This is a genomic window from Amycolatopsis sp. WAC 01376 (assembly GCF_003947415.1).
GTDB lineage: Bacteria > Actinomycetota > Actinomycetes > Mycobacteriales > Pseudonocardiaceae > Amycolatopsis.
In genome coordinates, this window is the sequence record NZ_QHKL01000002.1 from 1,373,828 (window position 1) to 1,395,250 (window position 21,423).

The window sequence follows — 21,423 nt, forward strand, 5'->3', positions numbered from 1 at the left end:
GGGGTCCTTTCCTCGGCTGAGCCGAGGGAAGGGGTCCTTCACGCGCTCCCGGGTACGTGAAGGACCCCTTCCTGTAGCTAGGCGCAAGGAAGGGGTCCTTCATGTACTTCGAGCGGGCGAGGTCGGGCTCGCGAGCGTTCTGTCGTGAGATGAGGGCATCGCGGGTGCCCAAGCAGGCCGCCGGAACACGCTCCCTTGACCCGGTGTTGTCCCCCGGGCATGGCGAGGGGCCCGTCGCCGGTGTGGCTGGCGGGCGGGCTCCTCGGGGTCAGACGTGGTGGAGGGTGTTGCGGCGGGGTTTTCGGAGTGGATCTCGGTATGGGGGTGGGATGAACTCCGGTAACCCATCGCCCGCCATCCGGACTTGCCAGTCGCCGTGGTGGATCAGGCGGTGATGAAAGCCGCACAGCAGCACGAGATTCCGGAGATCGGTGGGGCCTCCGTCTGCCCAGTGGTGAATGTGGTGTGCGTGGCAGTTCTTGGGCCGCCGATGACAGCCGGGGAACGCGCAGCCGCCGTCCCGGATGTTCAACGCACGTCTCTGGCCTGGGGTGACGAACCGCCTGAGTCGTCCCACGTCGAGGGGTTCTCCGGCGGCGCTCATCACGACCGGCAGCATCAGGCAGTCGCAGGCCGCGAGCCGGGCCTCGCGAGCGGTCATCGTTCCGACAAAGTCGAGGCAGGCGGTCCCGAGACCGGACTTGAGTTCGTCGAGTCCGATGGTGACATGCAGCAGGGTGCGGTAGCCGCTGGTGCCGGGCTGGTCGGGGCAGGCGATCGCGAGGTCCAGGATGTCGACCCAGGCATCGCCCATGCGTTCGCATTTCATCCGCAGATCGGCTTGGCCGAACTCGTCCACCGGCCGTGGTTGCGCATACGCCTCGAGCGCTGCTGCGGTGCGGGCACCGGTCTCGTCATCGAGGAGCCCGGTGAGCTTCCAGAACCCGTCCTTGCGGCGCTCCAGGGTGATCTCGCGGCGCGGTTCCTTGGGTTCAGGATCCTTCGGCTCATTGCCGTCGGGGTCGAGCCAGGCGAGAAGGTTCTGCTCGGCGTCGGAGAGTTGGCGGGGTCCGGCGTCGCGGGCGAGGTCGGCGAGAATCTTCTCCGCACTCGCCCGATCCTCAGTCGAGGTGTCGACGGGGAGCTTCTTCAAGATGTCCAGGATCTGGTCGATCCGCTCATCCCCGACCAGCCCCTCGGCGGCGACAGCGGCGGTGGCGGGAGCCACAGGCGGAACCTCGGTGCCATCTAAGGCCCGGGTCGGGTTCAGGGCGATGGCCCGGTTCACCACCGCACCCGCCTCACCGACCGACAACCCCGCTATATCAGCGAACCAGCTGGCCGTGCGGCCATAGCCGTATAAGTCTTTGACACCCCGAGACTCGATCTCCGCCAGGAACTGCCCCAGTCCGGCGGTGGCCATCCTGATCACCTGCAAGGACTGCTGCACGCCCTGGGCAAGCTCCAGCTTGCCAGCACGCCACAGTTCCTGCGGCAACTCGGGAAGAAAGGTCTCGGACACCCCTCAAGAATACCGCAAAACAATCGAACAAGCGTTCGTAATTTTAAGCAACCGCCGAAGCGACACGTTTACCACTGAAGGGTGAATCGCCGAGAAGTCTTCACTACTACACGCCGCGGCGCAATTAGTCACCTAATTGCGAAACTCAAGCGACCGTCTTCACGTAACGCCGACAGGGCACCGAAATCAGCCCGCCAGGGCCGGGTACTCGATTGTCGAACTCGCCCTCGTCGACCCACCCGCACCGCTCGTAAAACCGCCGCGCCCGCGCGTTCCCCGGCGCAACGGCGAGCCAAGCGCGCGAATGCCCACCTGCGTTCACCAGCCGTTCGGCCTCCAAGAGCAGCACGCCGGCCACGCCGCTTCCGCGATGATCCGAAGAAACGTAGACCTGTTCGACCTCGTCGCCGACGACCATCACGAATCCCGCCACCTCGCCGTCCAGCACGGCGACGGTCGTGTCGCCGACGCGGTCCGCGGCCCGGGTCCAGAACGAATCGCGGGTGCGGATCCGGACGAGTGAATCGGGCACGTTGCCGAGGTGGCCGTCCTGCCAGCCGTGGTACCAGATCTTCGCGACGGCGTCGGCGTCCGCGGATGTAGCCGGTCGAAGCGTCATGGACATGGCGACGAGTTTAGGAAACCAGCGCGCCGATTCGCTGCTCCACCTCGTCCGCGCTCGCGTTTCCGGCGACCAGCGTCACGACCCGTTCCCCCACAGCGGCGAGCAAGGTCGGGTATCCGGTGACGCCCAGTTCCCGCGCCCGCCGGAAATCGTCCGCCGCGGAGACCCGGTCCAGCGCGGCCGCGACGGCGTCGCCGTCCAGGCCCGCCCGCTGTGCGACCACGCGGTAGGTCGAGACTTCGGACAGGCTCAGGCCGTCGAGGTAGAAAGCCTCCTGTAGCAAGGCCGCGAGCCGCACAGCGCGGTCCGGCGCGACCTCGCGCAGCGCCGCCATTCCGCAGGCGGCGGCCCCGGAGTCCATGACGAAGTCGCCGTCCGCGATGAGCCGTTCGTAGTTTTCCCCGAACGGCGCGCCGGTCCGGCGGGTGATTTCGGCGTTGGCTCCTTGGACGTAACCGAACTGCCGGATCGGTACCCGGCGCCCGCCGAGGAACAGGCCGCCGGACACCACTTCGACCGGCAGGTCCGGATGCCGGTGCGCGACGTCGGCCATGGTCCTGGCGAAGCCGTAGGACCAGCCGCAGTACGCGTCGAAGACATAGATGAGCTTCATGTCGAGCTCCAACGATGTCTGACCAGTCAGATATTCCTACCGGAGCTTGGGGAGTGCGTCACGTGCCGAATGGCTCAGCGTCCGGAGATCCTGCGCGAACCGTTCGCGGTGGTCCGCGGGCAGCGGGTCGAGGAAGAGCCGCTGGATGTTCTCGACGTGCACCCGCGCGGCCCGCACGGTCGTCTCCTCGCCTTGCGCGGTCAGCCGAACGAGTTGCACTCGTCGGTCCTGGGGATCGGAAGAGCGCAAGACCAGGCCGAGCGTCGTCATCCGGTCGACCAGCCTGGTCGCGCCGCCGGTGGTCAGCACCTGCTCCTGCGCGATCGCGCGCATGCTCATCCCTGCCTCGCCCGACCTGCCGACGATCAGCAGGACTTCGAACATCAGGTGCGAGATCCCGCATTCGGCCTCCAGTGCGCGGCCGAGCAGGTATTCGAGCCGGTTCGCCGCGCCCATCATCCGCCCGAAGGTGACGACACGCGGGTCGTAGGCGGCTTCTTTCGCCGTGGTGATGCCCATTTCAGCTCCCTGCCGACAAGGCCAAATAGACGTCGAGCTGTTCGGTGAACTCGGTCAGGTCGGCGCCGAGCAGTTCGCTCGCCCGGCCGATCCGGTACCGCAAGGTGTTGACGTGGACGTGCAGCGCCCGCGCGGCCCGCGTCGGGGAGCCGGAGCATTCCAGGAAGACGCGCAGGGTGTGCACCAGATCGGTGCCCTGTTCGGCGTCGTAGCTCAGCAGCGGACCCAGTACCCGTCGCCGCAACGCCGCCCGGAGGTCGTCGGGCGCGCCCGCCAGCAGCAGCCGGTGCATGCCGATTTCGCCGCCGGGCACGACTTCGATCGTGCCGGGGCGTTCCGTCGCGACGGCCAACGCGTAGCGCGCGACCTCCTTCGCGCCTCGTAGCACGGAGACCGGGGAACGGTCGCTGATCCCGATCAGCACCCGGCGGCACGGCAGCAGCGACGCCACCCCTTCGAGGGTGGTCGTCACCGTCGCGGGCCAGTCCTCCGGCCATTCGCCGTCGTCCTCGGCCACGGCCCAGGTCGTTTCCCCCGCGGGCCCGACGAGGGCGCCCGGCGGCAGTAGTTCGGTGAGGATCCCGCGTGCCGCTTCGGATCCCTCGGTGCGTGCGACGACGACGCGCAGATCGCCGCGCAGCCCGGTCGCGGTCAGCGCCGCGTGCGGATCGCTTCCCTCGTCGAGTGCGGCCAGCAACGGTTCGAGCACTCTGTCGGTGACCGCGCGGACCTCGTCCGCCCGCGTGCGCGCGAGCCCGATCAGCCCGGCGAGTTCCTCGGCGATCTCCGCCTGCGCGGCGGTCAGCGGCCCGCCGATCGCGAGCAGCCACGGCAGCGCGTGCCTGCCGCCGATCGGCCGCACGGTGACGTCGTCCGCCTCCAGGGAGCGTCCGCCCGCCGCGACGAACCGCCGCACCAGATCCGACGGCGTCCCGGCGGGCACCACCCGGCACGGGAGGCCGATCTCCGCGTGTGCCCGTTCCAGCAGCGTTTCCACCGACGCGTCTTCCGTCGCCGCTGAAAGCAAACGTTTGCGAGCACCGTCCGCGGCCGCGGCCAACGCCAGCACCACCCGTTCGGTGACCACGGAGAACGACAGGTCCGCCGGCACCTCCAGCAACGGAATCCCGTGCCGCGTACAGGCTTCGACGAGGTCTTCGGGAATTCCATCGGAATCGGCTCCGGAAGCCGCGAGCGCCGCCGCTCCGGCCTTCGCCAGCGCGGCGACGAAAGCCTCCGAATCACCCGGCCCGCGCCACCACAGCAACCCGCTCAGGACGAACTCGCCCGCCGACACGTACCGCCCGGGGTCGGGCAGTTCCGTGACGTAGATCCGGGACACCGGACGGTCGAGCAAAGCCGTCCCGGCGCGGACGCGCAAGCGCAGCCCGGGGAGCGCGAGCAGAGTTTTCACGGTCGTCATCAGGTTTGTAGGAAAGCACAAAACGACAGGTGTGTGCAGGGGAGATTTCATGCTTCGGCACCGTTGCCGCCATACGGGCGCAGGGCGTCTACTGAGGCAGCCGTCACAGCACACCGCCGAACCGAGGAGCCCGAGAGTGGATTTCCTGCGCCCCAGCTCGCTGACCGAGGCGCTTGCCGTCAAGGCCGAGCGACCCGACGCGGTGCCCATCGCGGGCGGCACGGACGTCATGGTGGAGCTCAACTTCGACCACCGCCGCCCCGGCGCGCTGCTCGACCTCAACCGCGTCACCGAACTCGCCGAGTGGACCGAGACCGACGGCAGGATCCGCCTCGGCGCCTCGGTGCCCTACGTCCGGGTGATCGCTGAGCTGGGTGAAGTTCTGCCCGCGCTGGCCATGGCCTCGCGCACCGTCGGCTCGCCGCAGATCCGCAACCGAGGCACCGTCGGCGGCAACCTGGGCGCCGCTTCGCCCGCCGGTGACACCCATCCCGTGCTGCTCGTGCTCGGCGCCGAGGTCGAGGCCGCGTCGGTGCGCGGCACGCGGAGGATCCCGGCGGAGGAGTTCTACCTCGGCGTCAAACGCAACGCCCTCGAACCCGACGAGCTGATCACCGCGGTGCATCTGCCCGCCGAGGCAGGCCCGCAGCAGTTCGCCAAGGTCGGGACGCGCAACGCGATGGTCATCGCGGTCTGCTCGTTCGCGCTGGCGCTGCACCTCGACTCCCGCGAGATCCGCGCCGCCGTCGGTTCGGCGGCGCCGACGCCGCGCCGCGCGACCGCCGCCGAGGAGTTCCTCACCGCCGAACTTCCCTGGTCCACCAAGGCTTCCCTCACGGATTCGGTCAAACGCCGGTTCGGCGAGCTGGTCTCGCGGGCGTCGTCGCCGATCGACGACGTCCGCGGCAGCGCCGACTACCGCAAACACGCGCTGTCCGTCCTGGCGCGGCGAACGCTGACCTGGGCGTGGAACGACTTCCAGAAGGGTGAACGCGAGTGCGCGTGAACGTGACGATCAACGGTGAGTCCCGCCAGGCCGACGACGTCTGGGAGGGCGAGAGCCTGCTCTACGTCCTCCGCGAGCGGCTCGGCCTCCCGGGCTCCAAGAACGCCTGTGAACAGGGCGAATGCGGTTCCTGCACGGTGTACCTCGACGACGTCCCGGTGTGTTCGTGCCTGGTCGCGGCCGGTCAGGTCGAGGGCCGCGACGTCCGCACGGTCGAAGGGCTCGCCGACGGCGACAAGCTGGACCGCGTCCAGCAGTCCTTTGTGGACGCGGGGGCGGTCCAATGTGGTTTCTGCACGCCCGGCCTCGTGGTCGCGGCGCACGATCTGCTCAACCGCGTCGACAACCCCGCGGACGAGGAGATTCGCGAGGCGCTGGCGGGGAACCTCTGCCGGTGTACCGGCTACGAGAAGATCCTCGACGCCGTCCGGCTGGCCGCGACCAGGGGAGAGACCACGTGAAGACCGTCATCGAGAACGCCGCGATCGCCACGGTCGACGGAGCGGGCACCGAGCATGCCTCTGGCCACGTCGTCATCGAGAACGACCGCATCGCGGCGGTCGGCGCGGGGAAGGCGCCCGACGGCGAGTACGACGAACGCGTCGACGGCTCCGGATGCCTGGTCACGCCCGGTCTGATCAACACCCATCACCACCTCTACCAGTGGGCCACGCGCGGCCTCGCCGCCGACCACACGCTCTTCGAATGGCTCGTCGCGCTGTACCCGATCTGGGGCAGGCTCGACGCCGAGATCACGCACGCCGCCGCCACGGCTGGCCTCACCCGGCTCGCGACCACCGGCTGCACCACCGTCGCCGACCACCACTACGTCTTCCCGCGTGACGGCGGCGACCAGGTCGAAGCCCTGGCCGCCGCCCGGATCCGCGTCGGGGTGCGGCTGCACGTCGTGCGCGGCTCGATGGACCGGGGCGAGTCCCAGGGCGGGCTCCCGCCGGACAACCTCGTCGAGGAGACCGAGGCCGCGCTGCTCGGCACCGAAGCCGCGATCGACCGGTTCCACGACAGCTCCACGGGCGCCCATTTGCAGATCGCGGCCGGCCCGTGCTCGCCGTTCTCGGTGAGCGAGCGGCTGATGACCGGCGCGGCGGAATTGGCGCGCCGCAAGGGAGTCCGGCTCCACACTCACCTCGCCGAGACGGTCGACGAGGAGAACCAGTGTCTCGCCGAAGTCGGCTGCACGCCCGCGGAGTACGCCGACAAACTCGGCTGGCTCGCCAGCGACGTCTGGCTCGCGCACTCCATCCACCTCGCCCCGGAAGCGATCCGGAGGCTGGGCGCCACCGGCACCGGCGCGGCGCACTGCCCGACGTCGAACGGGCGGATCGGCGCCGGGATCGCCCCGGTCCGCCAGCTGCTGGACGCCGGGGTCGCGGTCGGGCTGGGTGTCGACGGCGCCGCGTCCAACGAATCCGGTGGCCTCGGCGAGGAACTGCACCAGTCGCTGCTGCAGGCGCGCCAGCGCGGCGGACCGCGGGCGCTGACCACACGCGAGGCGCTGTGGATGGGCACGATGGGCGGCGCGCGCTGCCTGGGCCGCGAGAAGGATTTGGGCTCGATCGAGACCGGCAAGCTCGCCGACCTCGCTGTCTGGAACCTGAACGGCCTGAACTACGCCGGGATCACCGACCCGGTCGCCGCCTTGGTGCTCGGTACGACCCCGCCGATCGAGCGGCTGTACGTCGGCGGCGCGACCGTCGTCGACGGCGGAACGCTGCGCGAGGAATCCGAAGACGAGATCGCCCGCGAGCTGGCCGTGGCCAGTGCGCGGCTGAGGGAGACGGTATGACCACCACTGAAGTCTCCAAGCAGACCACCGGCAACGGAGTGGGCACGAGCCCGCAGCGGCCCGACGGCACGGTCAAGGTGCGCGGCGAATTCGCCTACTCCTCGGACCTGTGGCATGAGGACATGCTGTGGGGCGCGACACTGCGCAGCCCGCATCCGTACGCGCGGATCACCGGGATCGACATCACCGAAGCCCTTGCCGTGCAAGGTGTCTACGCGGTGCTGACCCATGAAGACGTACCCGGCGTGAACAAGTACGGCCTGGAGCACTCCGACCAGCCGGTGCTCGCCGTCGACGTCGTGCGCTATGAGGGCGAGCCTGTCGCGCTCGTCGCCGCCGACCACCCCGAGACCGCTCGCCGAGCGATGAAGCGGATCAAGGTCTCCTACGAGGTCCTCGAACCGGTGACGGATTCCGAGAAGGCCGCCGCCGGCGAGGGCGCCGAGCTGCACCCCGGCGGGAACGTCGTGCGGTACGCGAAGATCCGGCACGGCGACCAGTCGGTGAAGGCCGACGTCGTGGTGTCCGGGGTCTACGAGGTCGGCATGCAGGACCAGGCCTTCCTCGGTCCCGAGTCCGGTATGGCGATCCCGGACACCGAAGGCGGCGTCGACCTTTACGTTGCCACGCAATGGCTTCACGTCGACCAGCAGCAGATCGTCGCCGCGCTGGGGCTGCCAAAGGACAAGGTGCGGCTGACGCTCGGCGGGGTCGGCGGCGCGTTCGGCGGCCGCGAGGACCTCTCGATCCAGGTCCACGCGTGTCTGCTGGCGCTGCACACCGGCAAGCCGGTCAAGATGGTCTACAACCGTGAGGAATCCTTCTACGGCCACGTGCACCGCCACCCGGCGAAGATGTACTACGAGCACGGCGCGGACAAGGACGGCCGTCTCGTTTATGTGAAGGCGAAGCTGTACCTGGACGGCGGCGCGTACGCCTCGTCCACCGGCGCGGTGGTGGCGAACGCCGCCACGCTCGGCGTCGGTCCGTACAATGTGGACAGTGCCTCGGTCGACTGCTGGGGTGTGTACACCAACAACCCGCCCTGTGGCGCGATGCGTGGTTTCGGCGCGGTGCAGGCGGGTTTCGCCTACGAGTCCCAGATGGACAAGCTCGCCGAAGCCTGCGGCCTCGACCCGGTCGACATCCGGATCCGCAACGCGATGGCCGAAGGCAGCGTCATGCCGACCGGTCAGATCGTCGACTCGGCCGCCCCGGTCGCCGAACTGCTGGAACGCCTGCGCGCCAAGCCGTTGCCGGTCACGCACGAGGAGCTCGACCTGCGCCGCATGCCCGGCGGCGTCTCCAACACCACCCACGGCGAGGGCGTCGTCCGCGGCGTCGGATACGCGGTCGGCATCAAGAACATCTGCTTCTCCGAGGGATTCGACGACTACTCGACGGCCCGCGTCCGGCTGCAACTCGTCGGCGGCGAACCCGCGGCGACCGTGCACACCGCGGCCTGCGAGGTCGGCCAGGGCCTGGTCACGATCATGCAGCAGATCGTGCGGACCGAACTCGGCATCGAGCAGGTGACGATCCTGCCGATGGACACCACCATCGGCAACGGCGGTTCGACGTCGGCCTCCCGGCAGAGTTACGTCACCGGCGGCGCCGTCCAGGCCGCCTGCGTCGCGGTGCGATCCGGGCTGTACAAGCATCTCGCGGGCAAGCTCGACGCGAACGGGAAGCTGAACGTCGTCGGGAACAAGGTCGTCTCGGCCGACGGCAGTGTGCTCGCGGACCTCGCCGACGTCCTCGGCGACGAGGTCTTCGACGAGACCGTGGAATGGCGCCACCGTCCGACCGTGCCCATCGATCCCGAGACAGGACAAGGGAACGCGCACGTCCAGTACGGCTTCGCGGCACACCGCGCGGTCGTGGACGTCGACACCGAACTCGGGCTGATCAAGGTCGTCGCGCTCGACTGCGCGCAGGACGTCGGCAAGGCGCTCAACCCGCAGGCGGTGCTCGGCCAGATCCAGGGCGGCTCCGCACAAGGGCTCGGGCTCGCGGTGATGGAGGAGATCCAGATCGACGGCGGGAAGATCCGCAACCCGTCGTTCACCGACTACCTGATCCCGACCGTGCTGGACATGCCGCCGATGGACATCGACGTGCTGGAACGGCCAGACCCCAACGCACCGTATGGTCTGCGCGGGGTCGGTGAACCGCCGACGATCTCGTCCACCCCGGCGATCGTCGCGGCCATCCGCGCGGCCACCGGACTGGCGCTGCCCCGCGTGCCGGTGCGCCCGGAACACCTCACCGGCACCTGACAATCCGTACTTTTTCGAGCTAGGAGCACATCCGTGGGTACCCGTCTGTCCATTTCGGAGTCCGACGAGCAGAAATGGCTCGCCGAAGCCGTCCAGCTGGCCACCACGAACGTCGAACGCGGCGGCGGCCCGTTCGGCGCGATGATCGTCCGTGACGGTTCGGTGCTGGCCACCGGCACCAACCAGGTGACGCCGACGCTGGACCCGACGGCACACGCCGAGGTGGTCGCGATCCGCGCGGCCTGCCAGGCGATCGGCGACTACAAACTCGACGGCTGTGTCCTCGTGACCTCCTGCGAGCCCTGCCCGCTCTGCCTTTCCGCCGCGCTCTGGGCGCGTGTCGGCAAGGTCGTCTACGCCGCGGACCGCCACGATGCGGCCGAGGCGGGCTTCGACGACCGCGAGTTCTACGAGCTCTTTTCCCGCCCGCGCGAGACCTGGTCACTACCCGTCGGCCAACTGTCCCTTGCGGACTCTTTCGCGCCTTTCCAGGCCTGGCTGTCGAAACCCGACAAGAAGGCCTACTAGTTCTTCCTTCCCGCCCCACAACGTTGTGGAGTAGGCATGACCCAATTAGGTACAGAGCGTCCCCCGCTGCCCTCGCCCGAACCGGGGCGGCTGTCCGGGCTCGACCGCTGGTTCAAGATCTCCCACCGCGGCAGCACGATCGGCCGCGAGGTGCGCGGCGGGATCACCACCTTCGTCGCGATGTGCTACATCGTGTTGCTCAACCCGCTCATCCTCGGCGCGTCGGCCGACATCACCGGCGCCCGGCTGAGCACCGAGGCGATCACGACCGCGACCGCGCTGGCGGCGGGGGTCACCACGATCCTGATGGGACTCGTCGGCAACGCGCCGCTGGCCCTCGCTGCGGGCCTCGGCGTCAACGGTGTCGTCGCGTTCCAGATGGCTCCGGCCATGACGTGGGCGCAGGCCTTCGGGCTCGTCGTCCTCGAAGGCTTCTGCATCGTGTTGATGGCCGTTTCCGGCATCCGGGAACGGATCATCAACGCGATCCCGATGGCGCTCAAGGTCGCGATCACCGTCGGCATCGGGCTCTACATCGCGCTGGTCGGCCTGGTCAGCGCCGGCTTCGTGACCAGGACACCGGACTCCGCCCAGTCGACGGTGCCGGTGCGGATGGGCGTCGCCGGCCATCTGGAGGGCTGGCCGATCGCGATCTTCTGTCTCGGGCTGCTGCTGATGATCGTGCTCGTGAGCCGCGGGGTGCCGGGCGCGGTGCTGATCAGCATCGCGGTCGCGACCGGGCTCGCGGTGCTGGTCAACAGCGTGTTCCATGTCGAGGGCTGGGGACTGGTCGAACCCAAGGTGCCCGACCAGGTGGTGGCGCATCCCGATTTCAGCCTGCTGGGGGACATCGATCTCTTCGGCGGCTTCGGGTCGGCGGGCGCGGTGACGGCGGCGGTGTTCCTGTTCACGCTGGTGCTTTCCGGGTTCTTCGACGCGATGGGCACGATCACCTCCGTCTCGGAGGAAGCGGGACTGGTCAAGGACGGCAAGGTCGAGGGGATGGGCCGCATCCTGCTGGTCGACGGCGCGGGCGCGCTCGCCGGCGGTGTCACCGGATCGGCGCCGAACACGGTGTTCCTCGAATCGGCCGCCGGTGTCGGCGAGGGGGCGCGGACCGGGCTGGCGAGCATCGTCACCGGCGGGCTGTTCACCGCCACGCTGTTCCTGACCCCGATCGCGGCCGTCGTCCCGGCGCAGGCCGCGGCGCCCGCACTGGTGGTCATCGGCGGCATGATGATGGCGCAATGTCGCCGGATCCCTTGGCAGGATCTGGATTTCGCGATCCCGGTGTTCCTGACCATCGCGTTGATCCCGTTCACGTACTCGATCACCAACGGGATCGGCGCCGGACTGGTCGCGTACGTGCTGATCAAGATCTGCAAGGGCAAGATCCGCGAGATCGGCTGGATCCTCGGGATCCTGGCCGCGGTGTTCGGGGTGTACTTCGGGATCGAAGGGATCATGTCGTGGTTCTGATGTTCCTCAACGGCGGCGGGATGCGCGGCGGACCGCTGCACGAACAGTTGCAGGGCGCACCGTTGTGCTGCGTGGCCCGATCCGCGCCCAAGTACCGCTACTTCTCCGTGGGCGACCGGTTCCCGGCGATGTACGAAGGCGGCTCCGCCTCCGTGGTCGGCGAGGTCTACGACCTGCCGCTTTCGGTGTTGCGGGACCACCTGGTCCCCGCCGAACCACCGGAACTGGAGCTCGGCGTCGTCGAACTGGAGGACGGCGCGGCCTGTCTCGCGACCGTCCTGCGATCGTCCTTTGTGGACTCCGCCGAGCTGACGGACATCTCCGCGGTGGGGGACTGGCGGGCGTATCTCGCGTCCCGCTAGTGTCCCGGGTCGGAAGTTCGCGGAAGGTCGTGAGTGGTAAGTGTCGTTCTAACGACACTTACCACTCACGACCCGGCTCCCATGAAGGCCTCCTGGCTACCTTGAAGTCAGCGAAGTGCTCACGGCCTCAGCCGGCAGCATCTTCACCGCACTTCCGACTCGGGACACTGGCGACACTCACGTGATTGAACGGCGACCTCGCGAGTTCCGTCTCCCCTCACGCGAGTGTCGCCTTTATCAAGGGGTAAGGCAAAGGTGGCGGGTTGCGAAAGCCACTTTCGCAACGTCTGATGTCCCGAAAGTGTCAGAGCACGAAGACGAGGTTGCTCGCCGCCGGGTGGAACATCTCGGGCGCGCCCGCGTAGAAGGCCCGCCAGACACCGGGTTTGCGGTGCTCGGCCGAAGCCGCGAAAGCCCAGGTGGTGCCGTTCCAGGTGGCCTCGACCGTCGCCGCCGTGGTCCAGCGGTAGGTGCCGAGCGAGAAGTACTGGAGGTCGACCGGGATCGGGTTCGCGGTGTAGCGGCCGGGGAACTCGATCGTGCCGGACGCGGTCACGGCCTTGTCCGTGCCGCGGCCCGCCGCGAACGACGTGATCGCCGCGGGGTGGAGCACGACGATCTTCGGGGTGTCGGCGCGCGAGTTCGCGATCGACGGGTCGGTGGAGAAGAAGTCGGCGTGGTAGTTGCCGGTGCGGATCGGGGTCAGCGTCGCGCTGTAGACGCCGGTGGCGTCGGTGACCGGCTTGGCCTGAGCCTCGCCGCAGAAGCCGTTGAAGCAGAACGAGATCCCCACCTCGGCGCCCGCGATCGGCGTGGCGTCGGCCTTCGTGAGCTTGCCGGAGATCGTGACGCTCTGCCCGGCGTCGATCCGCGTGCTGCCGGTGGTCGTGGTGAGGGTGGACGGCTGGACTTCGGTGGCGGACGCGGGTACGGCGCCCGCGGTGAGCAGTGCGGCGGCGGCGATGGTGCCGATCACGAGCTTCCTGATGATCATGTGCTCCCCAAACGGATTTCGGCTTCTGTGACCGCTAGGTCGGCCGGAAGTCGTTGCCCGTTGCGGGAAGAACCCGGTGTTCAGCAGTCCGCCGTCGGTGCTTCACGCAGCCGGGAGCAGTGTGCGCGCCAAGGCGACGGACGACAGCCCCGCGACCTCGAGCGCTTCGGTGTTACGCAGCGATCGGCTCAGCACGAACGCTCCTTCGAGACTGTTCACCAAAGCGATCGTGAGCTGCCGGGCGGCCGCGGGTTCGAGGCCGTACTTGCCCAGCTTCTCGGCGCCGGTCTCGATCCACGCCGTGAACACGTCGGCCGTCGCGATCCGCAGCTTCTCGTTGGTGCCGGCGACCTCGAGCGCGACCGTCGCGATGGGGCAGGCGTCGGCGTAGTCGGTCGCTTTCAGCGTCTCGGCCGCGCTGGCGAAGCATGCCTCGATGCCGTGGACGAGGTCCGGTTCGTCGGCGAAGAAGATCTCGAACAGCGCGAGGTACATCATCCCCGAGGTGCGGATGACCTCCTCGCCGAGCTGTTCCTTGCCACCGGGGAAGAAGTGGTAGAGCGAGCCGAAGGGCGCTTTCGCGGCTTCGACGATCTGCTTCACCCCGGTGCCGGTGTACCCGTTCCGGCGGAGCAGTTCGGCGCCGGCGTTCACGATGCGTTCCCGCGTTCCAGTCACGTCTCCATGATAGAGCGTTCTATCTAACCCCTGAAACGTGAAAGATGCTCACATCTATTGTGGATCACGGTGGGAACTTGCCAGGATCGGCGGGTAGTCCAACGACGGATCACGAGGTCGCCATGCGCCGTACCGCCCGACTTGTCCTCGCCACCCTGGTGGCTGTCGTCTCTCTAGCGAGTTTGGGGACACCGGCGAACGCCGCGGAGACCCCGTCCTTCCGCAAGTACGTCGCCCTCGGCGACTCCTACACCGCGGGTCCGCTGATCCCGTGGCAGCAGGCGAGCTGGTGCTTCCGGTCGAACAACAACTATCCGGCCTGGCTCGCCACCAAGCTCGGGCTTTACTACAAATCAGGCGCTTTCACCGACGTCAGCTGCTCGTCGGCGGACACCACGAACATGACGAAACCGCAGACGGTGCCCTCGCCGAGCCTGGCCCTGGCCAGCGCGCCGCCGCAGTTCGACGCGCTGACGCTGGACACCGACCTGGTGACCATCGGCATCGGCGGCAACGACTACGGCGTCTTCGGCAGCCTGATCGGCACCTGTCCCGAGCTGCGCGACAGCGATCCGACCGGCTCACCGTGCAAGGACCACTTCACGATCAACGGGACCGACACCCTGCTCGCGGCGATCGAGAACACCCGTCGGAACCTCGAACGCGTCGTCAAGGGAGTCCGGGAGCGTTCGCCCGCCGCCACGATCGTGCTGGTCGGCTACCCGCGGATCGTGCCGCCGACGGGTTACTGCCCCAGCGTGGTCCCGTTCGCCGACGGTGACTACGCCTGGGCCGACGAGGTCGAGCGCGCGCTCAACAAGGCCGTGTCGACGGCCGCCCGCAAACAGGGCGCCCGCTACGTCGACACCTATGGGCCGAGCCTCGGGCACGACGCCTGTTCGGGTGACGCGGCCTGGGTGAGCGGCAAGACCACCGACCTGTTCCGGGCGGTGGCTTATCACCCGTACGCGGCGGGTATGAAGGCCGAAGCCGACCTGATCTTCAAGGCACTGGGCGGAACCACCGCGGTGTCCACGAAGGCCCCGGACGCACGCAACGCGACCACTGCGGACGAACTCCAGCGCAAGGCCGCCGCGGCGGGACTTGTGCCTCGGTCCTAGCCGTCCCTCGTTCCTTGGTTCACCTTCCGGCGCTACCTGCGGTCGATGTTCGCTTGGTACACCCGGCCCTAGCGTCGTGAGCCGTTGGGAATCCAAGGAAGAAGGGGGAAGTAGATGAAACGGCTCTTGGCCGCCGGGATGCTCCCGGTGATCGTGGGCGGGCTGCTCGCCGGAGCCACACCGGCTTCGGCGAGCGTCCCGGCTCACTACGCCGATCAGAAGCTGGTTTGGCATCCCTGCGCCGAATCGGACCTGATCTCGTTGCCGCCGGGCACCGACATCAGCGGGCTCGAATGCTCGACGTTCCGTACTCCCCGGGACTGGGATCGGGCGGGGGAGCGGCAGGATCTGACCATCGCGGTCAGCAGGCTGAAGGCGACCGGCCCGTCGACGGCCTCGCTGCTCACCAACCCCGGTGGGCCGGGCGGACCCGGCCGCTGGCAGCCGACGATGTTCCGCGGGCAGGAGAAACTGCGCGAGCACCAGGACATCATCGGCATCGACGTACGAGGGACCGGCAAGAGCACCAACGTGACCTGCCGGGGAGCCGTCGACGGCATCCGGAAGCTGGATCCGCGCGACCGGGATCCGCGCAATCTGGACCAGATCCTGGCGAACGCCGAGTACGCGGCCAAGTCCTGCCAGAGCGCCGGCGGCGAACTCGGGCCGCTGATCACCACGTATCAGACGATCAAGGACTTCGACCTGCTCCGGACCCTGCTCGGCCGGGAGAAGATCAACTGGGTCGGGTACTCGGGCGGCACCTGGCTGGGCGCGCACTACGCCCAGCAGTTCCCGCAGCGGACCGGGCGGTTCGTGCTGGATTCCTCGACGGAGTTCACCACGGACTGGCAGAAGACGTTCGACCGGCAGCCGGTCGGTTTCGAACGGCGCTGGCGGCAGGACTTCCTGCCGTGGATGGCGCGGTACGACGCCAAGTACCACTTCGGCACCAATGGCGAAGAGGTCCGGCAGACCTACGAGCGGGTCCGTTATGCCTTGTCCCGCAACCCGATGGACGGGACCGGGCCGATGGAACTCGACACCGCCATCATCTACCTGCTCTACAAAAAGGCGACCTTCCCGGCGCTGGCCGATCTGCTGGTCAAGGTCCGGGACGCGATGGAGAACCAGCAGGCCAAGCCCGAGGCCAAAGCCGCCGTCGAGGCCGCGGGTGACCAGTCCGACGCGGCGGACGCCACCTTCTGGAACACCGTCTGTGGCGAAGGGCGTTTCACCGGCACCCGCGAGTCGCTGATCCGCGCTTCGCAGCGGAACCTCGACCGCGGTCTGCTCCTGGCGGGCGGCGGCACGTTGAACGCCTCGGTGTGCCTGTTCTGGGACAAGGAACCGCGTCCGCTGCCGAAGCTGGACGGCAAAGGGGTCCCGCCGGTGCTGATCGTCCACTCCGAGCACGACCCGGCCACGGCGATCGAGGGCGCCCGGAAGGCGCACGCGGGGTTCGCGAACTCGCGCATGCTGACCGTGACCGGTGAAGGCGACCACGGGCTCTACGCGGACGGGAACCCCGCGGTGGACAAGATCGTGAACGCCTTCCTGGTCGACGGGGTCGTCGACGCCGACCAGAGCGTCCCCGGTATGCCGCTGCCGGTGCCTTAGAAGGCGGCGAGGGTGTGCCAGGCCAGGCCTGCGTCCTCCGCGTCATCGCGGAGGACGACACCCTCGATGAGGCCGTACGGGCGGTCGGCGGCGTAGAAGACCTCGTTGTCGTTCTTCAGCCCGAACGGCGACAGGTCCACCAGGAAGTGGTGCTTGTTCGGCAGTGAAAGCCGGACTTCGGCGACCTCTTCGCGTTCCTTGAGCACAGCCTCTCCCATCGCGTACAGCGTTTGCTGCAGGGAGAGGCTGTGCTTGTCCGCGAAGGTCTCCAGCAGGATCCGCCGCACTTCGGCGTGGCTCGTGGCCCAGTCGATCCCGTCGCCCTGGTAGCGCCAGCGCGCGGTCACGGCGGTCGCGAGGATCCGGTCGTTCGTCTCGGCCAGCGTCGTGTACTCGTCGCGAGGGAAGCCGTGGAACTCCGACCCGGTCGACTTGAGCACCACGAGATCGTCCAAACCGGACACCACCCAGGCCTGGTCACCCTGAACGGTGACCGCGGTCGTGCGCTTTTCGCTGCCCGCCTGGGAGAACGCGTGGTCGTGGCCGGAGATGCGGTTCCAGCCGTGTTCGTCGATCAGGATCCGGGCGCCGGTGATGTGCTCGAACGAGCCGACGAAATGCCGCCCGAGCCGCAGCGCGAAGTCCTCGATCTCGCCGACGGGTGCCTCCTTGGCGAAGGCGTACACGGTGTTCTTCTGGGTGTCGGTCGCGACGACGTCGGCGTTGTCGCCGGTGAGGTGCGTGGCCGCGAGATCGCCGCGCAGCGACGTCGAAACGGTGAGGTCTTTGAGGTGGTGGACGGTGCCTTCGCGCCGGACGGTGACGAGCCGGACTTCGGCCTTGCCGTACTGGTTGGGGCCCAGGGTGATGGCCACGGGCGATCAGCTCCCTCGATAGGTGGAATAGGCGAACGGGCTCAGCAGCAACGGCACGTGGTGGTGCTCGGTCCCGTCGGCGATGCGGAAGGTCAGGGTGACTTCGGGGAAGAAGGAGTCCGGGCCGAGGTGGGCGCCGGTGTCGAAGACCAGCCGGTACACCCCGGGTTCCAGGGTTTCCGGGCCGAGGTCGCGGATCCGGCCGTCGGCGTCGGTCCGCCCTTCGGCGACGGGGTCGCCCGCGCCGGTTTCGAGGCGGACCGCGACGCCTGCCGCGGGCCGTCCCGCGGCGGTGTCGAGGATGTGCGTGGTCACGAGGCTCATGCCGTCACCGCCTTCTCCAGCCGCAGCGCGGCGATCCTTGCCAGCTCTTGGCCGGCCACTTCGAGTTCCTTTTCGGGGTCGTTCGAGAGCCTCGAACGCAGGTTTTCCAGCAGTTCGGCGCCGCTCCGGCCGCTCGCGCAGACCAGGAAGACATGCCCGAACGTCGCCTCGTACTCGGCGTTGGCCGCGGCGAACTCGCGCGCCGCGGCACCGTCCACACCGGACTGTTCCGAGCGTGACCAGCCGGCCTCGGTGCTCGCGCCCCCCGCTTTCTCCCCGATCCGGGGATGGGCGGCCATGGCGCGCCGGACCTCTTCGGGACGCAACGGGGTGAGCGTCTCCGCCGCGGCGGGCAGCGCGGCGAGGTCGGCGTACGGACGCCTGGCCAGCAGGGTTTCCACCCAGCGCGGGACGTCGAGGCAGGCGGTCAGCGCCGGCCGGACGTCCTGAGCGGGAGCCTGGTTGAACTCTCGAATGGTGAGCGGCACGGGAACCGACGGTACGGCGACGCTTCCGGTGTCGTCAACATTTTGTTGAAACAGCTCTTCATTCTTGGTCGCGGTTGAGGTAGTTGTAGACCGTGAACCTCGTGACCCCCAGCGCCTCGGCGACGGTCGACACCGATTTGCGGAGGCCGAACGCCCCGCGTTCCTTGAGCAGCCGCACCGCGCGCTGCTTGGTGGCGCGGTCGAGGGTGTCGAGTTTGCCGCCGAGTTCGCGTTCGACGTCGCCGATGAGCCGGGACAGTGCGCTGTGCAGTTCGACGGCGGGTTCGGTCGAGTCGTCGCCGACCTGGCGGAGCTGGAGGGTCACGCGGGTCGCGCCGCCGTTCAGCGCCGCCCTGGCGATGGCGGGGAGCGCGTCGAGGAGGGCGTCGGCGTCGCCGCGGACGAGAGTGCCGAGCGGGCCGAAGTCGGTCGACAGGCCCGCGTCTTCCGCCGTGTCGCGGGCTTTGACGGCATGCTCGGGTGGCGGGCCCTCGCCGTGGAACGGTTCGCTGGTGAACTCGGCTTCTAACTGCACCCAGCGAAGGTAGCGCCGCCGGAGCTCGTTGACGAGCAGGGTGGCCGGAGTTAATGTCGAAGTGCGAAACCTCGATTCCACTGAGTGGAAATTGGAGGCTCTAGATGGACCTGGTGATCAAGGCTGCCCGAGCGGTGACGGCTGCCGGAGAGGTACCCGCGACCATCGGTGTCGACGACGGCCGCATCGTCGCGGTCGAACCCGCCGGAGCCGGTCTGGACGGCGATCGGGTGCTCGAACTCGGCGAGGACGTCGTCCTGCTGCCGGGGCTCGTGGACACCCACGTGCACGTCAACGACCCGGGCCGCACCGAATGGGAGGGTTTCGCTTCGGCGACGCGCGCTGCCGCGGCGGGCGGGGTCACCACGATCGTGGACATGCCGCTGAACAGCCTGCCGCCGACGGTCGACGTCGCGGCGCTGGAGGTGAAGCGCAAGACCGCCGAGGGCCGGGTGCACGTCGACGTCGGGTTCTGGGGCGGCGCGATCCCCGGCAACATCGCGGAGCTGCGCGGCCTGCACGAGGCCGGGGTGTTCGGTTTCAAGTCCTTCCTGCTGCATTCCGGGGTCGACGAGTTCCCGCCGCTGGACGCGCGGGGACTCGAAGAAGCGATGACCGAACTGCGGACCTTCGACGGCATGATCATCGTGCACGCGGAGGACTCCGACGCGATCGATCACGCGCCAGACCCCCACGGCGAGAAGTACGAAGACTTCCTGCACTCGCGTCCGCGTGGTGCGGAGAACGTGGCGATCGCGCAGGTCATCGAGCTCGCGAGGAAGACCGGTGTCCGCGCGCACATCCTGCATCTGTCCTCTTCGGACGCGCTGCCGATGGTCGAGAGCGCGCGGCGCGACGGAGTGCGGCTGACCGCCGAGACCTGCCCGCACTACTTGAGTTTCACCGCGGAGGAGATCGGCGACGGCGCCACGCAGTTCAAGTGCTGCCCGCCGATCCGCGAGGCGGGGAACCGTGAACTGTTGTGGCAGGGCCTCGCGGACGGCGTCATCGACTGCGTGGTGACCGACCATTCGCCGTGCACCCCGGAGCTGAAACGCTTCGACAGCGGCGATTTCGGGCTCGCCTGGGGCGGGATCGCCGGTCTGCAACTCGGCCTGCCCGCCGTCTGGACCCAGGCGCGGCAGCGCGGGTTCGCCCTCACCGATGTCGTCCGCTGGATGGCCGAACATCCGGCCGCGCAGGCGGGCATGCGCCGCAAAGGTCATCTCGCGCCGGGTTACGACGCCGATTTCAGCGTGTTCGCACCCGACGAGGCCTTCGTCGTCGACGTCGCGAAGTTGAAGCACCGCAACCCGGTCAGCGCCTACCACGGACGGCCGCTCGCCGGTGTCGTCCGGAGCACGTGGCTGCGGGGCGAGGAGATCACCGGCGAAGACCCGGCAGGCGTTCTGCTGACCCGGGGTGACTGCTGAGATGGAGGATGCCGTGAACGACCGTCCTGAGTGGACAGCCTTGCCCGATCTGGCCTCGCGCAAGTTCGGCGGGACCGTGATGTGGGCGACGGACGAGTTGTTCGCCGAGAAGGAGAACCTGGTCAACCCCTGGGTGCCCGCGCACCAGACGGAGACCTTCGGGCCCAAGGGGCAGGTCTACGACGGCTGGGAGACCCGGCGGCACCGTGAGCCCGGCGACGACCAGGCCGTCGGCCGGCTCGGCCTGGCGGGCGCGATCACCGGCATCATCGTGGACACCGCGTTCTTCAAGGGCAACTACCCGCCGTTCGTCTCGGTGGAGGCGTGCGCCGTCGACGGCTATCCCAACGCCGCCGAACTGTCCGAACTGGACTGGGACGTGCTGGTGAAACGCGGCGCGGCGGCGGGGCACACGGAGAACTTCTTCGAAATCGGCGGGAGCAAGCGCTACACGCACGTCCGGCTGACCATGCATCCGGACGGCGGCGTTGCCCGGCTGCGCGTGCACGGCACGCCGATCCCGGACCCTCGTCTGCTCGATCCCGGCGCGCTCGACCTCGCCGCGCTGGAGAACGGCGCGGTGGTCACCGGATGCAGCGACATGTTCTATTCCTCGCCCAACAACCTCTTCTCGCCAGGGCTCGCCGCGCATCAGGCCGAAGGCTGGGAGACCGCGCGGCGCCGGGACGACGGGAACGACTGGGTCACGGTGCGGCTCGCCGGCGCGGGCGTCGTCCGGTTCGCCGAACTGGACAACAGCAACCTCAAGGGCAACGCGCCGGGCTGGGCGGCGCTGAGCGGCCGGGACGGCGACGGCGAGTGGGTCGAGTTGCTGCCGAAGACACGTCTGCAACCGGACACCCGGCACCGGTTCGCGCTCGCCGAGGGACCCGAGGTGACCGAAGTGCGGCTCGACATCTATCCCGACGGCGGGATGGCGCGCCTGCGTCTCTTCGGCGCGCTGACCGATCGGGGTCGCGCTGACCTCGCTTCGCGCTTCGAAGAAACGCGGGGTTAAGGACGGGCGCCCGGCCGGTTCAGGTAGGCGGAGAACAGCGAGAGGACGATCCCGACCGAGAAGATCGCGGTGAGCCACCAAGCGCCGCCGATGGACAGGTTCCACACCAGGGCACCCGCCATGAGCAGTGCCATGACGATGTTCCTGATCTGCAGCGGCGTCGGTTTGGCCATA

At 68.7% G+C, this 21,423-nt stretch carries 23 protein-coding genes; 11 read left to right on the forward strand and 12 right to left on the reverse strand.

Going from position 1 to position 21,423, the window contains the following annotated elements; all coding sequences use genetic code 11:
- Positions 1 to 268 precede the first annotated feature (268 nt).
- From DMH03_RS15760 to DMH03_RS15780, 5 genes are all read right to left on the reverse strand, one after another.
- Positions 269 to 1,522: an HNH endonuclease signature motif containing protein gene (locus DMH03_RS15760; protein WP_125792694.1), complete on the reverse strand. Its 1,254-nt coding sequence runs from the start codon at positions 1,520 to 1,522 to the stop codon at positions 269 to 271.
- Positions 1,523 to 1,667: 145 nt separating this feature from the next.
- Positions 1,668 to 2,147, reverse strand: coding sequence for a GNAT family N-acetyltransferase (locus tag DMH03_RS15765; RefSeq protein ID WP_233611519.1), 480 nt, complete (start codon positions 2,145 to 2,147; stop codon positions 1,668 to 1,670).
- 10 nt (positions 2,148 to 2,157) lie between these two features.
- Complete coding sequence (locus DMH03_RS15770; RefSeq protein WP_125792695.1) at positions 2,158 to 2,760, reverse strand: DsbA family protein; 603 nt, start codon at positions 2,758 to 2,760, stop codon at positions 2,158 to 2,160.
- A gap of 36 nt (positions 2,761 to 2,796) precedes the next feature.
- A complete protein-coding gene (locus DMH03_RS15775) occupies positions 2,797 to 3,279 on the reverse strand; it encodes a MarR family winged helix-turn-helix transcriptional regulator (protein WP_125792696.1) in 483 nt (160 codons plus the stop codon).
- Position 3,280: 1 nt separating this feature from the next.
- A complete protein-coding gene (locus DMH03_RS15780) occupies positions 3,281 to 4,702 on the reverse strand; it encodes a PucR family transcriptional regulator ligand-binding domain-containing protein (RefSeq protein ID WP_125792697.1) in 1,422 nt (473 codons plus the stop codon).
- A gap of 136 nt (positions 4,703 to 4,838) precedes the next feature.
- On the opposite strand from DMH03_RS15780, the gene DMH03_RS15785 reads away from it, so the two are divergent.
- From DMH03_RS15785 to DMH03_RS15815, 7 genes are read left to right on the forward strand one after another with little or no spacing between them, the layout of a single operon-like run.
- Positions 4,839 to 5,708, forward strand: a complete 870-nt coding sequence (locus DMH03_RS15785; protein ID WP_125792698.1) for a xanthine dehydrogenase family protein subunit M — start codon at positions 4,839 to 4,841, stop codon at positions 5,706 to 5,708.
- A complete protein-coding gene (locus DMH03_RS15790) occupies positions 5,699 to 6,169 on the forward strand; it encodes a (2Fe-2S)-binding protein (RefSeq protein ID WP_125792699.1) in 471 nt (156 codons plus the stop codon). The genes DMH03_RS15785 and DMH03_RS15790 overlap by 10 nt, the downstream gene beginning before the upstream one ends.
- A complete protein-coding gene (locus DMH03_RS15795) occupies positions 6,166 to 7,515 on the forward strand; it encodes an 8-oxoguanine deaminase (RefSeq protein WP_125792700.1) in 1,350 nt (449 codons plus the stop codon). The genes DMH03_RS15790 and DMH03_RS15795 overlap by 4 nt, the downstream gene beginning before the upstream one ends.
- Positions 7,512 to 9,794 (forward strand): xanthine dehydrogenase subunit D, encoded by a 2,283-nt coding sequence (gene pucD / locus DMH03_RS15800; protein ID WP_125792701.1) that lies wholly within the window; start codon positions 7,512 to 7,514, stop codon positions 9,792 to 9,794. The genes DMH03_RS15795 and pucD overlap by 4 nt, the downstream gene beginning before the upstream one ends.
- 33 nt (positions 9,795 to 9,827) lie before the next feature.
- A complete protein-coding gene (locus DMH03_RS15805) occupies positions 9,828 to 10,322 on the forward strand; it encodes a nucleoside deaminase (protein WP_125792702.1) in 495 nt (164 codons plus the stop codon).
- A 36-nt stretch (positions 10,323 to 10,358) separates the two neighbouring features.
- Positions 10,359 to 11,801 carry an NCS2 family permease gene (locus DMH03_RS15810; RefSeq protein WP_125792703.1) on the forward strand — a complete coding sequence of 481 codons (1,443 nt, stop codon included), beginning with the start codon at positions 10,359 to 10,361 and terminating at the stop codon, positions 11,799 to 11,801.
- The gene (locus DMH03_RS15815) at positions 11,792 to 12,163 is read left to right on the forward strand and encodes a gamma-glutamylcyclotransferase (RefSeq protein ID WP_125792704.1); all 372 of its coding nucleotides are present in this window, start codon (positions 11,792 to 11,794) and stop codon (positions 12,161 to 12,163) included. Before DMH03_RS15810 ends, DMH03_RS15815 begins: the two co-directional genes overlap by 10 nt.
- 304 nt (positions 12,164 to 12,467) lie before the next feature.
- On the opposite strand, the gene DMH03_RS15820 is transcribed toward DMH03_RS15815, so the two are convergent.
- Both DMH03_RS15820 and DMH03_RS15825 read right to left on the reverse strand, forming a co-directional pair.
- On the reverse strand, positions 12,468 to 13,157 hold the full coding sequence (locus tag DMH03_RS15820) for a hypothetical protein (RefSeq protein ID WP_125792705.1): 690 nt from the start codon (positions 13,155 to 13,157) through the stop codon (positions 12,468 to 12,470).
- Between the two features lie 102 nt (positions 13,158 to 13,259).
- Entirely contained in the window at positions 13,260 to 13,811 is a 552-nt protein-coding gene (locus tag DMH03_RS15825) for a TetR/AcrR family transcriptional regulator (RefSeq protein WP_125792963.1), read from the reverse strand.
- Between the two features lie 146 nt (positions 13,812 to 13,957).
- Between DMH03_RS15825 and DMH03_RS15830 the strand changes: the two genes are divergently transcribed.
- Together DMH03_RS15830 and DMH03_RS15835 are read left to right on the forward strand one after the other, a co-directional pair.
- Complete coding sequence (locus DMH03_RS15830) at positions 13,958 to 14,956, forward strand: SGNH/GDSL hydrolase family protein (RefSeq protein WP_125792706.1); 999 nt, start codon at positions 13,958 to 13,960, stop codon at positions 14,954 to 14,956.
- A gap of 114 nt (positions 14,957 to 15,070) precedes the next feature.
- Positions 15,071 to 16,576, forward strand: coding sequence for an alpha/beta hydrolase (locus tag DMH03_RS15835; protein WP_125792707.1), 1,506 nt, complete (start codon positions 15,071 to 15,073; stop codon positions 16,574 to 16,576).
- Here DMH03_RS15835 and pucL read toward each other — a convergent pair.
- The 4 genes from pucL to DMH03_RS15855 are packed head-to-tail and all read right to left on the reverse strand — an operon-like array spanning position 16,573 to position 18,798.
- On the reverse strand, positions 16,573 to 17,451 hold the full coding sequence (pucL, locus tag DMH03_RS15840; protein WP_125792708.1) for a factor-independent urate hydroxylase: 879 nt from the start codon (positions 17,449 to 17,451) through the stop codon (positions 16,573 to 16,575). The two genes, DMH03_RS15835 and pucL, sit on opposite strands and share 4 nt — an antisense overlap.
- Before the next feature lie 6 nt (positions 17,452 to 17,457).
- Positions 17,458 to 17,775 carry a hydroxyisourate hydrolase gene (uraH, locus tag DMH03_RS15845; protein WP_125792709.1) on the reverse strand — a complete coding sequence of 106 codons (318 nt, stop codon included), beginning with the start codon at positions 17,773 to 17,775 and terminating at the stop codon, positions 17,458 to 17,460.
- Positions 17,772 to 18,263 carry a 2-oxo-4-hydroxy-4-carboxy-5-ureidoimidazoline decarboxylase gene (gene uraD / locus DMH03_RS15850; RefSeq protein WP_125792710.1) on the reverse strand — a complete coding sequence of 164 codons (492 nt, stop codon included), beginning with the start codon at positions 18,261 to 18,263 and terminating at the stop codon, positions 17,772 to 17,774. Before uraD ends, uraH begins: the two co-directional genes overlap by 4 nt.
- Positions 18,264 to 18,321: 58 nt before the next feature.
- Positions 18,322 to 18,798 carry a helix-turn-helix domain-containing protein gene (locus DMH03_RS15855; protein ID WP_125792711.1) on the reverse strand — a complete coding sequence of 159 codons (477 nt, stop codon included), beginning with the start codon at positions 18,796 to 18,798 and terminating at the stop codon, positions 18,322 to 18,324.
- A gap of 104 nt (positions 18,799 to 18,902) precedes the next feature.
- On the opposite strand from DMH03_RS15855, the gene allB reads away from it, so the two are divergent.
- Both allB and alc read left to right on the forward strand, forming a co-directional pair.
- The gene (gene allB / locus DMH03_RS15860) at positions 18,903 to 20,231 is read left to right on the forward strand and encodes an allantoinase AllB (RefSeq protein ID WP_125792712.1); all 1,329 of its coding nucleotides are present in this window, start codon (positions 18,903 to 18,905) and stop codon (positions 20,229 to 20,231) included.
- Position 20,232: 1 nt separating this feature from the next.
- Positions 20,233 to 21,249: an allantoicase gene (alc, locus tag DMH03_RS15865; RefSeq protein WP_125792713.1), complete on the forward strand. Its 1,017-nt coding sequence runs from the start codon at positions 20,233 to 20,235 to the stop codon at positions 21,247 to 21,249.
- On the opposite strand, the gene DMH03_RS42315 is transcribed toward alc, so the two are convergent.
- Positions 21,246 to 21,422, reverse strand: a complete 177-nt coding sequence (locus DMH03_RS42315) for a hypothetical protein (RefSeq protein WP_199746417.1) — start codon at positions 21,420 to 21,422, stop codon at positions 21,246 to 21,248. The two genes, alc and DMH03_RS42315, sit on opposite strands and share 4 nt — an antisense overlap.
- Position 21,423: the final 1 nt, after the last annotated feature.

What these genes read in the sequence shown, in the direction of transcription:
- DMH03_RS15765 (WP_233611519.1), bottom strand. Translation starts at nt 2,147, where the DNA reads ATGTCCATGACGCTTCGACCGGCTACATCCGCGGACGCCGACGCCGTC.
- DMH03_RS15770 (WP_125792695.1), bottom strand. Translation starts at nt 2,760, where the DNA reads ATGAAGCTCATCTATGTCTTCGACGCGTACTGCGGCTGGTCCTACGGC.
- DMH03_RS15775 (WP_125792696.1), bottom strand. Translation starts at nt 3,279, where the DNA reads ATGGGCATCACCACGGCGAAAGAAGCCGCCTACGACCCGCGTGTCGTC.
- DMH03_RS15780 (WP_125792697.1), bottom strand. Translation starts at nt 4,702, where the DNA reads ATGACGACCGTGAAAACTCTGCTCGCGCTCCCCGGGCTGCGCTTGCGC.
- pucD (WP_125792701.1), top strand. Translation starts at nt 7,512, where the DNA reads ATGACCACCACTGAAGTCTCCAAGCAGACCACCGGCAACGGAGTGGGC.
- DMH03_RS15810 (WP_125792703.1), top strand. Translation starts at nt 10,359, where the DNA reads ATGACCCAATTAGGTACAGAGCGTCCCCCGCTGCCCTCGCCCGAACCG.
- DMH03_RS15820 (WP_125792705.1), bottom strand. Translation starts at nt 13,157, where the DNA reads ATGATCATCAGGAAGCTCGTGATCGGCACCATCGCCGCCGCCGCACTG.
- DMH03_RS15830 (WP_125792706.1), top strand. Translation starts at nt 13,958, where the DNA reads ATGCGCCGTACCGCCCGACTTGTCCTCGCCACCCTGGTGGCTGTCGTC.
- DMH03_RS15835 (WP_125792707.1), top strand. Translation starts at nt 15,071, where the DNA reads ATGAAACGGCTCTTGGCCGCCGGGATGCTCCCGGTGATCGTGGGCGGG.
- uraH (WP_125792709.1), bottom strand. Translation starts at nt 17,775, where the DNA reads ATGAGCCTCGTGACCACGCACATCCTCGACACCGCCGCGGGACGGCCC.
- allB (WP_125792712.1), top strand. Translation starts at nt 18,903, where the DNA reads ATGGACCTGGTGATCAAGGCTGCCCGAGCGGTGACGGCTGCCGGAGAG.
- alc (WP_125792713.1), top strand. Translation starts at nt 20,233, where the DNA reads ATGGAGGATGCCGTGAACGACCGTCCTGAGTGGACAGCCTTGCCCGAT.
- DMH03_RS42315 (WP_199746417.1), bottom strand. Translation starts at nt 21,422, where the DNA reads ATGGCCAAACCGACGCCGCTGCAGATCAGGAACATCGTCATGGCACTG.